Raw genomic sequence first — 13,951 nt, forward strand, 5'->3', positions numbered from 1 at the left:
TGCATCAGCCCTGCATCAGCGGGGCCAGCAGGCGGCGCAGCAGCTTCTGGGCCACGCCCGACAGCGACTCGCGGCTCCAGCCCGCATTGCTGCCCGTGGCCGACCACACCACCTGGCCCGAGGCCACGTCGATCAGTTGCAGCGAGATGCCCACGGCCGGCTCGCCGTCCACGCCCACCTTGTAGCGCCATTCCTGCACGGCGCCGGTCAGCGCGTAGCGTGCGCGCTCGCCGCGCGCCCATTCCAGCGCCTTGCCCACCGACTCGCGCTCGGCCGGCTCGAACAGCGTTTCCGGGTTCAGCGACGCCGGGTAGCGCTTCAGGTTCGCCACGCCGCCGGTCTTCAGCAGCGATTCGGCGATGGCTTCGGCGCGCAGGCCAGCCTGCGGCGTCTCGGTGTAGTTGACGATCGGCAGCACGGCCACGGTGTCGCCGGCGGCCATCTGCGGCGCGCGGCCCACGTCGGTCACGGCGCAGCCGGCCAGCCACAGTGCCGCACCGGTGGCGGCGCACCAGGCCATCAGCCGGCCCATGCGGGTATTGGTCCTGTTCATCATAGATTCCCCTCGTTATCTGGAAACAATCAATAGAGCCAGCGGTAGCGCAGGCCGACTTCGGTCAACGGCGTGCCCGTGGTACGGGCCGCGGTGTCGTGCGAGACATACAGCGAAAGGTGGTCGTTGCCGAACACCGACCCGGCCACGCCAACCTGCCCCCGGAAGTTGTGCCCGGCGCGCGTGTCGTACAGCGCGCCGGCCTCCAGGAACGGCCGCCACTTGCGCGTGTAGTCGTCGATCAGGTCCGTGCCGAAGCCGAACAGCACGCCGGCCTGCGTGAAGCTCTGCGGCATGTAGAACGACGGGCTCGCCTCGTCGTCGCCGGCCGGCAGCAGCCGCTGCATGGCGGGCGACAGCGTGCCGCCGTTGGTGCTGTAGATGCCGCGCGTGCCCACCACGCGCACCGTGTAGTCCGGATACTGCGTGCGGATGCGGTAGCCGGCCTCGACGTCGAACACCATGCCGTGGCCCAGCGCCGTGCGGTCCTGCCCGTAGAAATGGTTGTACTGCACGCGCCCGCCCACGAACTCGCGCAGGCCCAGGCGCCACTGCGCGCCCAGTTCGGCCACGTCCTTCATGCCGCCCACGCGCAGTTGCGACGACTCGTCGGCCGGCTGGTTGTAGCCCAGCGTGCCGGTGTACTGCACGCGGCCATCCTGGTTCCAGTTGCCGGTCAGGCGGGCCGTGGTGAAGCTCTGCAGGCCGTCGCGCCGGCCCACGCCGAGCAGCCAGTTCTTCTGGCTGTCGCGGTAGGTCAGCGCCAGTTCGGCGCGGCGGTCCGACGCGGGCACGTTGTCGATCTGCGTGCGGTCGGCCGAGCGCTGGTCGCGGAACACGCCGCGCAGGTTCAGCGCAAAGCCGTCCCACAGCCGCGCGCCGCCGGCCAGGCTGTACTCGTAGAACTCCAGCGGCTTCTGGCGCTGGAACGACGCGCGCGGCTCGATGGCCTGCGCGTTGAACAGCAGCGCGTCTTCCAGCGTCTGCTGCAGCGTGTCGTCGGTGCGGGCCAGCTCCTGCGTCTCGAACGCCTGCGTCTGCGCGGCCGACAGGCGGTCGAGCTGGCGGTTGGCCTCGATCTGGCTCGTCACGGGCACGCGGCCGGCCTGGCGCTCCAGGATGCGGTCGAGCTGGTCCATGTCGTTGCGGTCCAGCGCAATCGCGATCTCGGCATAGGCCGGGCGTTGCAACCGGCTCGCGTACTGGCGGGCCAGCCACGCGCGCGCCAGTTCGTTCGATTCCGACGACATTGCCCAGGCCAGCGCCACCTCGCGGCTGGCCGCCGAAATCTGCTCCTGGCGGCGGCCCTGCGCCTGTGCCACCTCGGCCGGCGGCGCCACGTCCAGCGGCGGCAGCCCCGGCACGTCGCCCAGTTGCGACGGCGACTTCGCGTCGCCCGGCGCCTGGCGGCGCGCCGCCACTTCGGCACCGTCGCGGCGCAGCATCTCGATCACCAGGCTGCGCGAAACATCGCCCGACGCGAAGATCTGGCCCAGCGCCACCCGCTGGCGGCGCAGGTCTGCGCGCGGCGGGCCGTCCTGGCCGTCGTCCTCGTCCTCGCGCTCGGCCGCGCCGGCCCAGTTCGGGCCGCCCGGGCCCCAGGCGTGGTGGAGCTCGTTCCACGCCTGCCGGCGGATGCGCCACGCGGTGGACGTCTGGCCGATGGCCTCGTAGGCGTCGGCCGTCAGGCCCAGCCACAGCGGATCGGGATGCTTGCCCTGCTGCATCTTGGTCAGGTAGTGCAGCGCGGTGCGGCCATCCTGGAAGCGCATGGCGCCGGCGGCGTAGGCGCCCCACAGGTTCGGGTCCTGCTCGGCGCTGGGCTTCAGCCGCTGCATCACCGCGCGCACCTCGCTGTCGGTGCCGTTGTCGACCAGTGCCCACAGCAGCGCGCCAAAGGTCTCGCTGTCGGCGTCGGGCTGGCCGGCCGCGCGCCGCAGGTCGGCCATCGCGCGGTCGCGGTTGCCGGTCAGGCGCCAGTATTCGGCACGCCGCATCAGGAACAGCGCCGACGATTCGGCTTCGCGCAGCTGCGCGGGCGTCAGCTCCGCCAGCAGGCCCTCGATGCGGCGGTAGGCGTGGGCGCGCGTGTAGTAGTACATCGCAAGCTGGAAGTCCTCCAGCTTGCCACCCTTGCGCCAGCCCGCCTCGGCAATGCGGCCCGCGTCGATCGGCGAACGGTCGTAGTACTGCACCATGTTCGCGAAGTCGGCTTCCTCGGTGTCGCGCACTTCGGCAATGCAGTCGTTGCGGGCCGCGCCCGGCGGCAACTGCATGCAGTGGTCGTCATGCTTGGCGGCCATCGCGAACATCATCTGGCGATAGCCTTCCTTGAGCAGGTCCTCGCGCTGGGTCAGGCGGGCCAGCTCGGTAAACGAGCGCCAGTACAGCAGGTCCTGCGGGCCGGCCTGGTTGCGCGCCGGCAGCAGCGCGTCCATGGCCTCGTCCAGGCGGCCGCGCACGAACAGGATGTTGGCGCGCTTGACCGCGTAGCGGGGCCGCGCGCCAAAGCGCTTCTGCAGCTGGCCGTACAGCGCGAAGGCGCGGTCGTCCTTGCCCGCGCGCTCGGCCAGTTCGGCATTGCGCTCCATCACCTGGCGGCCGTTCGGGCCGTTGGCGAGCGAGTCCAGGAAGGCCATGCCTGCCTCGGGCTCGCCCAGCCGCTCGTAGGCCGCCACGACCTCGTCGATGACCTTCAGGTCACCGCCGCCGGCACGATGGCGCAGCGCGGCCAGGTAGGCGCGGTCGTCGTTGAGCCCCGGCGCCAGCCGCAGCACGTTGTTCCATGCGCGGGCGTCGTTGGTGGCCTGCGCGTATTCGAGCCAGCTTTGCAGCGCCACCGTCGGCTGGCGGTTCCATTCGGCCACCTGTGCCAGCCGTTCGCGCCAGACCGGCTCGTTCGGCAGCTTGCGCACGGCGGTCTGCGCCACGCTCTGGGCCTGGTCGAGCTTTCCGGCCGCCAGGAACACGCGGTAGGCCAGGTCGTGGTCGTCGGCGTTGAAGGACTTGCCGGCCGCCACGGCAGCGGCCACGTCTTCCTTGGCCGCGGCCTGCGCCTCGGCCTGCGTCGGGTTGCCCGGGCCGGGACGCGGCGTGGCCTGGGCCAGCACGGCGGGCTGTTCGGCATGCACGCGGCGCACGCCGAACTGGTCCATGCGGGTGCGCAGCGCGCTGCCTTGCGGGCCATCCAGGTACACGTACTGGCGGGCCAGCCACGGTTCGCTGTCGGACACACGGCGCACGCCGGCACGCGCCTCGTCGCGGCGCAGTTCGGCCAGCGCGATCCGCGCGGCATCCGATGGCCGGCTGGCGGACAGCTTGAGCAGCCGTTCCACGTACTTCGCCGCCACGTCCGGCTTGTTGGCGGCCAGCGCCAGCCGGGTCAGGAAGCGCAGCACGTCCGGATCGTCGAGCAGCTTGCCGCCACGGCGCTCGGCTTCCGCCAGTGCCTCGTCGAGCAGGTTGCCCGACTGGAGCGTCTGCAACGCCTGCAGGAACAGCGTGCGCTGCTCGTACAGGTTCTTCGAGCGCGCCTGGGCGTCGAACAGCGCCTGTGCGGAGTCCCGATAGTTGCCGCCCGCCAGCGCGATGCTGGCAAGCTGGCGGTTGTAGAAGTCGGCGTTGGCCGGGTCGCGCTGGCCCAGCGCGCGGAACAGCACGTTGGCCGCGTCCGCATCGCCGATCTGGCGGGCCTGCGTGGCCAGCGTCTGCAGGTCGGCCAGCGTCCAGCGGCGCATGGTGTCGGCGGCCGTGGCCTGGCGCATCAGGTCCTTCATCAGCGCCAGGCGCTCGGCGCGTTCGGGCGATTCGGGCTGGGCCGCATAGGCGCGCTGCTGCGTGATCTCGATGCGGGTGCGCAGGATATGGCCGGTCAGGTCCTGGCCGTGCACCGCCATCATTCGCTCCAGCATCTTCTCGGCGTCATCAAGGCGGCCGCTGCGCGCGTATTGCTCCGCCAGCACGCTCATGAAGCTGGTGTCGTCCGGCGCCACGCGCGACCACGCCTCCAGGTAGGCCACGGTCAGGCCATCGACCGTACGGCCCTGGCCAAGCAGGCGCTCGCGCAGCGTCTCGCGCGGGAACATCAGCGCCAGGCCCACCCCCACCATCGCGGTAAAGGTCAGAACCAGCGCCGGCGGCAACAGCCGCTCGCGCTCAGGCGCCGCAGCGGACTTCGACTTGTTGCTGGACATGGATCGGATCATTCACCGCAGGGGTATCGAAACGCAGCGTATCGTTCTCGCGCACGCCGCGGGCCGGCTTGCCGTCGATGGTCACGCTGCACTGGCCGGCGTTGGCAAGCCGGAAGAACGGCTTGTAGTAGCCGGAAAAGGCAAAGCGGGTGGTGGCGCCGTCGCGGCGCCAGTCGCGCACCAGGCCGTTGGCCTCGGGCAGTTCCGGCACGGCGCGCGTGGCGGCCGGCACGAAGCGGAAGCGCGCGTTGCCGCCGTCCAGGTGGACGTAGACGCCGCCGCCCGGTGCCGGCGACGAGCCTGTCACGCCCTGCGCCGTGGCCACGTCGGGCACGCCGGCGCCGGTCCAGCGCAGGTTGCGCAGGTTGCCGTCGCCGCGCACCACCCAGGCGCCGCTGGCCGGCGCGCCGTCGGCGCCATCGCCCAGCTCGCGCGCCACGGCCATGCCCTGCCAGTCCAGCACCTTGAGCACGTAGTCGGTGGAATGCATCGGCAGCAGGTTCTGCGTCAGCACGTAGTCGTACACCTTGCGCAGCGCCTTCAGCGACGCCGCCTTGGTGCCCGCGTAGCTGTGGTAGTAGATGTTCACGGCCTTGAAGCGATACGGCTTCTCGGTCATCTCGAAGGTTTCAATTACGCGCTCAAAGCCGTAGTACGGGCCGCGCCACAGGTTCGTGTAGACGTTCTCGTTCTGGTTGGTGGCGAACACCTGGAACGTGTTGTCGGCCTTGTGGATGCCCAGCGGCGCGATGGCCGTCCACGTGGGGTTGCTGCGCGTGATCAGCGTGTCGCCGCCGTTCATGTTCAGCACGCCGGCGGCATCGGCCAGCTTGATCGCCTCGGGCGGCGCCTGGCAGTCGCCGGGCCACAGCAGCATCTTCACCGGCTTGTTCGGCGACAGCACCTTGTTGATGTAGTCGATCGAACCGCCGATCTCGCGGTTCAGGTCCATCTTGTAGCCGGGAATGGCCAGGTGGAATTCCTCGTCGCCCTCGGTCACGCGGGCGTCGCCGCCCTGCCCGGTCACGGTGCGGCCCCATTCGAACGGGTGCGAATAGGTGTGGCTGGCCACCTCGACATACGGCTGGGCAAAGATCTTGCGCGCGATGGGCTCCAGCTCGGCGGTCAGCTTCGGGTACATGCCGGTCTTGCCCACCTCGCCCTCGATCACCGACATGGTCATCGGCAGCCGGTAGCGGTCGAAGATTTCGCGGAACAGCACCTCGCCGGAGAAGCCGCCGCCCGGGATCTCGGCCTTCGACGCAAACCCGTCGCCATCGATATGGATCGTCAGCAGCCGCCGGCCGCTTTCGGTGGTGGTGTCGGGCACGGGCATGGCCGGCAGACGCAGCGCCTCGCGCAGGAAATCGAGCGGCTGCACGATCCAGCGATCCTGGTCGCTCGACGAGTTCTGGCGAATGGCGTAGTTCTGGCGAACCGCGTACGGGCCCGTCACGTAGCCGCCCCACGGCGTGATGGCCGCCGCGTCGTAGGTCACCGCGCCAGCGCGCAGGCGCAGCAGCGAGCGCGTGCCGGCGGCGCCGTCCTGCACCTGCACGGCCACCGCGTCGGTGGCATCGGGCGCCACGGGCTGCTCGAAGCCCATCATCCTGTCCTTCGACACGATCTGCACGGGCCCGGTCAGGCGACCCTTGGCCTGGGTCAGCCCAAGGCCGCGCAGCAGCGGGCTGCTAGCCGGCATGCCAAAACCGTTCATGAACACCACGGGCACGCCCTGGGCCGTCAGCTTTTCCAGCCAGGCCTGGTAGCGGGCCGCGTTGCGCGTGAAGTAGCCGTTGGACCAGACCACCACGCCCGCGTAGCGGTCCGGCGTGATTTCGGGCGGCGCGTCGCGCGTCTCGGCAAAGTCGACGCGGTAGCCCAGGTAGTTCAGCGGCATCGACACAAAGCGCACGCCCTCGCTGTTGTCGATCGACACGCCCGGCTGGCTTTCCTGCAGCACCAGCACGCGGCGCGGCATGACCTCGATCTGGCCCACGCCCACGGTCTGCAGGCCGGAGTCCGTCACGTACGGCGTGATGCCCAGCGCGCGGATGCGGCGCGCGGTGTCGCGCCGGCAGCGCTGGTCCGCCGGCGGGCAGTAGTCGATCGAGATGACCGGCAGCTTGTACTGGTCGCGGATGATGCGGGCCTGGTTCAGCAGCCAGTCGCGGTCCTGCTGGCTGACCTCGGTATAGGCGCCCTGCGCCTGGTTCCAGCCCCGGAACAGCGATTCGAACACCACGCCGTAGGCCAGCCCATGCACCTGCGGCAGGATTTCGAAACCGCGGTTGAACAGCAGCCGGGCCTCGGGGTAGCGCGCCTTGATGGCCTGGATCACGCGGACCATGCCGGCTTCCTGACGGGCGCGCTCGGCGTCGGTCTTGGCCACCAGGTGGTACGAATCCATCGTGTCCATGAAGAAGCCACGATAGCCGCGCTCCCACAGCGGCTTGATCACGCGGTCCACATAGAACGCGGGCCAGCCGTCGGCGGCCTGGTCCACCACGCGGGCGTTCCAGGCGTCGTTGCTGCCGGTGAGCCACGCCTTGGGGATATCGGCAAAGTAGGCGCGGCTGGGCAGCACTTCGCCCAGGCTGACGTAGGCAAACCACGCGGTATTGGGGGTCTTGGCCCGGCGCGGGTCGAAGCCGCTGTCGGGCTCGACCACGGCCACGTCGAACGCCTGCAACTGGTCGACGGGCGGCTTGGCGCCATAGTGGAAGGCCACATTCGGGGCGGCGGGGGCCTGGGGAGCGGGCTGCGCCTGGGCATCGCCCGACGGCGTCAGCGCGCCGAGCAATGTCGCGCCCAGCGACGCCATGACCGCGACGGCCAGCATCGCATGGCGGCAGACGCGCGCTGCCGCACGCCGTGACCCATGGTTGCCAACCTTCTGGAAAAGCCCCCGGATAGAACGCTGCAAGTGCTTCACTGCTGTTGTCCGCTTTTTTTCGTGTTGGTATGGCCCGCGCGGCTGGCGCTGCGCGTACCGGACGGATCTTCGCCCGTTGGCCCGCGCCCCGCATTATGCCGTCGCCGCCGTATCGAACTAGCGTTTTTACTAATTCACGGCAGGTCGGATGCTAGGCCATTCGTACGACGGAGATTGTCAAAAATTGTGCCGAAAGACCGGTGACATATGCCGGACACGGACGCATGTCACCCTGCCGGGCTTTGGCGCGGCAATGGCTTCGGTCTCGCAGCAAAATACGGCGGAAAATGCCCGGCACATGCCGGTGGCGGGCCCGCCGGCCCGTTGTGCCATGGTTTCTGGCTAAGAATGCATCGACATCCCGATTCCCCGTTCCATTCGTCTGGCGCGCCAGCTGCCACGCCGTCCCGGCGCGCTCGCCCATGGAGGGCGGCAACCGGTTCTGGTTTTGACGCGCATTGTCCCGGCATCATCCATCGGTAGCCATAGTCCATATGGAGTAGGCTCGACCGGACCGATTTGTGGCAAGGCACTGGGGAAACCCCGCGTGGCGGTACGCACTGCCGATACCACAGATACCGGAATACGTGTCATACCATCCAATCCATTCCGCCTGATGTCGGACAAACGCTGAAATGATCTAGAAATCTCTAATATCTGCTGTTCGCATGCCGAAATACCGTTAGGGGCTAAGGCTGATTGACACGCGAAAAAAAACCGTCAGAATGGCTGCTCGCATGTGCACCGGCTGTAGCGTTAATGCTCCGGTTCGTAGTGGGCACCATGCTTGGTCGGGCAATCACGCTCATCTGAAATTCAAGGTTGGATAGAAATATGGAAACCGGTACCGTTAAGTGGTTCAACGACGCCAAGGGCTTCGGCTTCATCACCCCGGACGCAGGCGGCAACGACCTGTTCGCGCATTTCTCGGCGATTGAAGGCAATGGCTTCAAGTCGCTGAAGGAAGGCCAGAAGGTCCGCTACGTGAAGGCCATGGGCCAGAAGGGCGAACAGGCCACGAAGATCCAGGCCATCTGAGCCCGGATACGCCGGGCCGGTTTTCAGGCCTGGGAAGCCCCGCTTCGGCGGGGCTTTCTGCTTTTATGCGCCCGATAATGTATGGCATTGCTGACGTTTTGACCGGCCGGTCGATTAATCAGTGAAACTCATGCTGCGCCGGCATTTCGTTTGCCGGTTTTCTTATATGGACGATGGATTTGGCACGGCCGCCGTCGCCCACCCGATTCTGGTTGCCGATGTCCCCGCGCGGGCGAACCTCGGCATCCCTGCCAGCGTGGCCCACGCTGCGCTTGAAGTGCGCCATGCGCCACAAATTCGCCGGATCGGTGAAGTTGCTATAATCGCCCGACTCTAAAAACCCAGAAGCCAGGCTGCCTGCCATCACAGCCGTCTGGACATCGAAAGCGTGCCGAGGAAACCTGTGGCCGGTACTGAAATTGCAACGCCCGGCGCCCCGCCCGCCGGACCCGCCGTGTCTTCCGGAAGCTCGTTCCACACCGCCATGCGCATCCTGCCGCCGTCGCAGCGGCAGGCCATGTTCGAGATCTATGCGTTCTGCCGCGCCGTGGACGACATTGCCGACGGCGATACCCAGCACGCCGACCGCCTGGCCGCGCTGGAAGACTGGCGCCGCGACATTGCTGCCTGCTACGCCGGCAACGCGCCCGCCGCACTGCACGCGCTCGACGCGCAGATCCGCACGTTCCACCTTCAGCAGCAGGATTTCGAGGCCGTCATCGACGGCATGATCATGGACGTCGTGGCGACGATCGTCGCGCCCGACGCCGCCACGCTAGACCTGTACTGCGACCGCGTGGCCAGCGCCGTCGGCCGCCTGGCCGTGCGCGTGTTCGGCCTGGACGAGGCGCCCGGCATCGAGCTGGCCCACCACCTGGGCCGCGCGCTGCAACTGACGAACATCCTGCGCGACCTGGACGAGGACGCCGACATCGGCCGGCTCTACCTGCCCGCCGAATCACTGGCCGCCGCCGGCATTCCGCCGGGCACGCCGCACCAGATCATCGCCCACCCGGCCATCGACACGGTCTGCCGGGGCGTGGCCCGCGACGCGCAGGCGCACTACGACGCCGCCGCCGCCGTCATGGCGCGCTGCCCGTCGCGCGTGGTGCGCTCGCCGCGCATCATGTACGAGGTCTATCACGAGATCCTGACCCGCCTGCTGGCCCGTGGCTGGCGCGCGCCGCGTACGCGGGTGCGCGTGCCCAAGGCCCGGCTTGCCTGGATCGTGCTGCGGCATGCCATTGCCTGAACGTTGTTTGGATGCCGATGCGCGTGGCCCCGGCCGCGCCGTGGCCAAGAGAGAAGTGCCCCCGAATCGATGAACCAGGCTGCAACGATCACCCGCCCGCATGCAGACGCGCCGAGCCGGCGCGCCATGGCTGCGTCCCTGCCCGATCCGCTCGACGACGGCATCGCCAAGGCCGTGGATGCGCTGCTGGCCCAGCAGCGCGACGACGGCCACTGGGTCTACGAACTGGAAGCCGACGCCACCATCCCGGCCGAATACATCCTGATGGTGCACTACCTGGGCGAGACGCCCGACGCGGTGCTGGAGGGCAAGATTGCCAACTACCTGCGCCGCATCCAGGGCGCCGATGGCGGCTGGCCGCTGTTCCACGCCGGCGCGTCGGACGTCAGCGCCAGCGTCAAGGCGTACTTCGCGCTGAAGATGGCCGGCGACGACCCCGAGGCCGCGCACATGCGCCGCGCCCGCGCCCGCATCCACGCCATGGGCGGCGCCGAGCAGAGCAACGTCTTCACGCGCACGCTGCTGGCGCTGTACGGCGTGATGCCGTGGCAGGCCGTGCCGATGATGCCCGTGGAAATCATGCTGCTGCCCGAGTGGTTTCCGTTCCATCTGTCGAAGGTCTCGTACTGGGCGCGCACGGTCGTCGTGCCGCTGCTGGTGCTGAACAGCCTGCGTCCGCAGGCGCGCAACCCGCGCAACGTGGGCATCGACGAACTGTTCGTGCGGCCCTGCCAGGCCACCCGGCTGCCGCGCCGGGCGCCGCACCAGAGCCCGCTCTGGGTGGGCGTGTTCCGCGCGCTGGACGCCGTGGTGCGCGTGGCCGAGCCGCTGTTTCCGCGCCGCATGCGCGACCGCGCCATCGCCCGTGCCCGCGCGTTCACCGTCGAGCGCCTGAACGGCGAGGACGGCCTGGGCGCCATTTTCCCGGCCATGGTCAACGCGGTGATGATGTTCGACGTGCTGGGCGTGCCGCCCGACGACCCGGACCGCGCCATCGCGCGCAAGTCGATCGACAAGCTGCTGGTGATCCGCGACGACGAGGCGTACTGCCAGCCCTGCCTGTCGCCGGTCTGGGACACCGCGCTGGCCGCCCATGCGCTGCTGGAAGTGGGCGAACCGCGCGCCATCGCCGCGGCGTCGCGCGGGCTGGACTGGCTGGTGCCGCTGCAGGAGCTGGAGCTGCGCGGGGACTGGACGGTGCGCCGCCCCGACGTGCGGCCGGGCGGCTGGGCGTTCCAGTACAACAACGCGCACTACCCCGACGTGGACGATACCGCCGTGGTGGCCGCCGCCATGGACCGCGCCGAGCGCGGCGACTGCTCCAACCGCTACACGCCCGCCATCGCGCGCGCCTGCGAGTGGGTCATCGGCATGCAGAGCAGCAACGGCGGCTGGGGCGCGTTCGAGCCGGAGAACACGCATCTCTACCTGAACAACATCCCGTTCGCCGATCACGGCGCGCTGCTGGACCCGCCCACCGCCGACGTGTCGGCGCGCTGCCTGGCCATGCTGTGCCAGTTGGGCCAGATGCCGGCCAGCAGCGAACCGGCGGCGCGCGCGCTGCGCTACCTGCTGGACGAACAGGAGGCCGACGGGAGCTGGTTCGGCCGCTGGGGCACGAACTATATCTATGGCACGTGGAGCGCGCTGTGCGGGCTCAACGCCGCCGGCATCGGCACCGACGCGCCCGAGATGCAGCGCGCCGCGCAATGGCTGGCATCGATCCAGAACGCCGACGGCGGCTGGGGCGAATCCGGCGACAGCTACAAGCTGGACTACCACGGCTACGAGCCGGCGCCGAGCACGGCATCGCAGACCGCCTGGGCCATGCTGGGCATGATGGCGGCCGGCGCCGGCGATCATCCGGCCGTGGCGCGCGGCGTGGAATACCTGCTGCGCACCCAGGCCGGCGACGGGTTCTGGGACGAGCCGCATTTCACGGCCGTGGGCTTTCCGCGCGTGTTCTACCTGCGCTACCACGGCTACGCCCGCTTCTTCCCGCTGTGGGCGCTCGCGCGCTTCCGCAACCTGCTGCGCGAGGGCAACCGCGCCGTGGCATGGGGGCTATGAGTTCCGCGGCGCCGCTGGCGCCCGTGCTGGCGGTCTGCGGCATGGATTTCGAGGCGCGCATCGCGCAGGGGCCAGGCGTGCAGACGCTGTACGGCCAGCGCGGCGTGATGCTGGCACGCGCGCTGGACATCCGCCTGATGCAGGGCTGTGCGGGGCTGATCAGCGTGGGCGTGGCCGGCGGGCTCGATCCCACGCTGACGCCGGGCACCGTGATCGTGGCGACGGCCGTGCGCAGCGGCGAGGCGTCGTACAGCACCGCGCCCTACTGGACCGCCGCGCTGCGCCGCGCGCTGCCGCACGCGGTGTCCGGGCTGCTGGCCGGGTCCGACACGCCCGTGCTGACCGTGGCCGACAAGACGGCCCTGCATGAAGCCCACGGGGCGCTGGCCGTCGACATGGAATCGCACGTGGCCGCCCGCGCGGCCCAGGCCCACGGCATTCCCTTCGCCGCGCTGCGCGTGGTGCTGGATCCCGCGGACCGCGCCGTACCGCCGCTGGCCTTTGCCGGCATGGCCGCCGACGGCAGCACCGACGTGCGCGCCGTGATGCTCGGCCTGCTCAAGGCCCCGCACCAGCTCGGCGGCCTGCTGCGGCTGGGGCGCGATGCCTCGCAAGCCAAGGCCGCCCTGACCGAAGCCTGCCGCGCCACCGGCGCGGGCTTCGCCCTGCCGGCAGTGGTTGCCGCCTGAGGCGGCGTTTTCCCGCTCCCCTTCCCTGAAAGAACCCTCGCGCAGCGTGGCGAGGGCCGCCCTGCCACGTCCCGGCAAGGCGCGACAACGCGTGCCAGACCTACGCCGCGAATCCAGCCGCTCGCCCCCCGCCTTGACAGCCCCACCCATCCCTCCTATTCTCCCGTTCATTCTTTCTTTAAGCCCAACGTTCTATCTTATAGAACAATAGAACACACGGAGACACGCATGACCCTGCGCCGCACCTTCCTGCAATCGCTGCTTGCCCTGGCCGTCGCGCCGGCCCTGATGACCGGCGCCATGGCCGCCGATGCCTACCCGGCCCAGCCGATCCGCCTGGTCGTGCCGTTCCCGCCGGCCGGCGGCACCGACGTGCTGTCGCGGCTTGTGTTCAACAAGGTCAGCACGTCCACGCGCTGGACCGTGGTAGTGGAAAACCGCGCCGGGGCCGGCGGCAACATCGGGCTGGACCTCGTGGCCAAGGCGAAGAACGACGGCTACACGGTCGGCATGGGCCAGACCGCCAACCTGGCGATCAACCCCACGCTCTATCCCAAGATGCCGTACGACGCGGTGAAGGACTTCACGCCCATCGCGCTGGTGGCGTCGCAGCCGGTGGTGCTGATCGTGCGCCAGGACGCCCCCTACAAGACCCTGGCCGACCTGGTGGCTGCCGCCAAGGGCAAGCAGCTGTCGATGGCGTCGGCCGGCACCGGCACGGTGGGCCACCTGACCGGCGAGATGTTCCAGCGCCGCGCCGGCATCAAGGCGCTGCACGTGCCGTACAAGGGCGCGTCGCCCGCGCTGACCGACCTGATGGGCGGCCAGACCGACTTCTACTTCGCCACGCCGCCCATCGCCATGCCGATGCTGAAGGCCGGCAAGCTGCGCGCGCTGGCCGTGACGTCGGCGCACCGCGTGGCGCTGCTGCCCAACGTGCCGACCGTGGCCGAGCAGGGCTACGCCGGCTTCCAGGCCGAGGACTGGAAGGCGCTGGTGGCGCCGGCCGGCACGCCGGCCGACGTGGTGGCCCGGCTCAATACCGAGGTCAACAAGGCGCTGAAGGACAAGGAAACGATCGCCCGCCTGCACGACGAAGGCAGCGAGCCGCGCGGCGGCTCGCCGGCCGAGCTGGCCACCTTCATCAAGAGCGAGAACACCCGCTGGGGCGCAATCGTCAAGGAATCGGGCGCACGCGCCGAATAATCATCCGGGCAGGAA

The 13,951-nt window shown here is 69.5% G+C and carries 9 protein-coding genes; 5 read left to right on the forward strand and 4 right to left on the reverse strand.

The features are described from left to right. Positions 1 to 4: 4 nt before the first annotated feature. The 3 genes from EHF44_RS19230 to EHF44_RS19240 are packed head-to-tail and all read right to left on the reverse strand — an operon-like array spanning position 5 to position 7,588. The gene (locus EHF44_RS19230) at positions 5 to 553 is read right to left on the reverse strand and encodes a penicillin-binding protein activator LpoB (RefSeq protein WP_124686675.1); all 549 of its coding nucleotides are present in this window, start codon (positions 551 to 553) and stop codon (positions 5 to 7) included. A gap of 29 nt (positions 554 to 582) precedes the next feature. Continuing rightward, positions 583 to 4,746: a tetratricopeptide repeat protein gene (locus tag EHF44_RS19235; RefSeq protein WP_124685341.1), complete on the reverse strand. Its 4,164-nt coding sequence runs from the start codon at positions 4,744 to 4,746 to the stop codon at positions 583 to 585. After that, positions 4,709 to 7,588, reverse strand: coding sequence for a bifunctional glycoside hydrolase 114/ polysaccharide deacetylase family protein (locus tag EHF44_RS19240; protein ID WP_124685342.1), 2,880 nt, complete (start codon positions 7,586 to 7,588; stop codon positions 4,709 to 4,711). The genes EHF44_RS19235 and EHF44_RS19240 overlap by 38 nt, the downstream gene beginning before the upstream one ends. A gap of 927 nt (positions 7,589 to 8,515) precedes the next feature. Here EHF44_RS19240 and EHF44_RS19245 point away from each other — a divergent pair. After that, positions 8,516 to 8,719, forward strand: coding sequence for a cold-shock protein (locus tag EHF44_RS19245; protein ID WP_008650922.1), 204 nt, complete (start codon positions 8,516 to 8,518; stop codon positions 8,717 to 8,719). 118 nt (positions 8,720 to 8,837) lie between these two features. Here EHF44_RS19245 and EHF44_RS19250 read toward each other — a convergent pair whose 3' ends face one another. Further along, on the reverse strand, positions 8,838 to 9,083 hold the full coding sequence (locus EHF44_RS19250; protein ID WP_124685343.1) for a hypothetical protein: 246 nt from the start codon (positions 9,081 to 9,083) through the stop codon (positions 8,838 to 8,840). Between the two features lie 39 nt (positions 9,084 to 9,122). Here EHF44_RS19250 and hpnD point away from each other — a divergent pair, with 39 nt between their 5' ends. The 4 genes from hpnD to EHF44_RS19270 all read left to right on the forward strand — a co-directional run bounded on the left by hpnD (position 9,123) and on the right by EHF44_RS19270 (position 13,936). Then, a complete protein-coding gene (gene hpnD, locus EHF44_RS19255) occupies positions 9,123 to 9,971 on the forward strand; it encodes a presqualene diphosphate synthase HpnD (RefSeq protein ID WP_124685344.1) in 849 nt (282 codons plus the stop codon). Between the two features lie 126 nt (positions 9,972 to 10,097). Further along, a complete protein-coding gene (gene shc / locus EHF44_RS19260) occupies positions 10,098 to 12,041 on the forward strand; it encodes a squalene--hopene cyclase (protein WP_253700254.1) in 1,944 nt (647 codons plus the stop codon). Next, positions 12,038 to 12,730, forward strand: a complete 693-nt coding sequence (locus EHF44_RS19265) for a phosphorylase (RefSeq protein ID WP_124685346.1) — start codon at positions 12,038 to 12,040, stop codon at positions 12,728 to 12,730. Before shc ends, EHF44_RS19265 begins: the two co-directional genes overlap by 4 nt. A gap of 228 nt (positions 12,731 to 12,958) precedes the next feature. Continuing rightward, positions 12,959 to 13,936 carry a Bug family tripartite tricarboxylate transporter substrate binding protein gene (locus EHF44_RS19270; RefSeq protein ID WP_124685347.1) on the forward strand — a complete coding sequence of 326 codons (978 nt, stop codon included), beginning with the start codon at positions 12,959 to 12,961 and terminating at the stop codon, positions 13,934 to 13,936. Positions 13,937 to 13,951 lie beyond the last annotated feature (15 nt).

It is taken from the genome of Cupriavidus pauculus, assembly GCF_003854935.1.
In the GTDB taxonomy this organism is placed as follows: domain Bacteria; phylum Pseudomonadota; class Gammaproteobacteria; order Burkholderiales; family Burkholderiaceae; genus Cupriavidus; species Cupriavidus pauculus_C.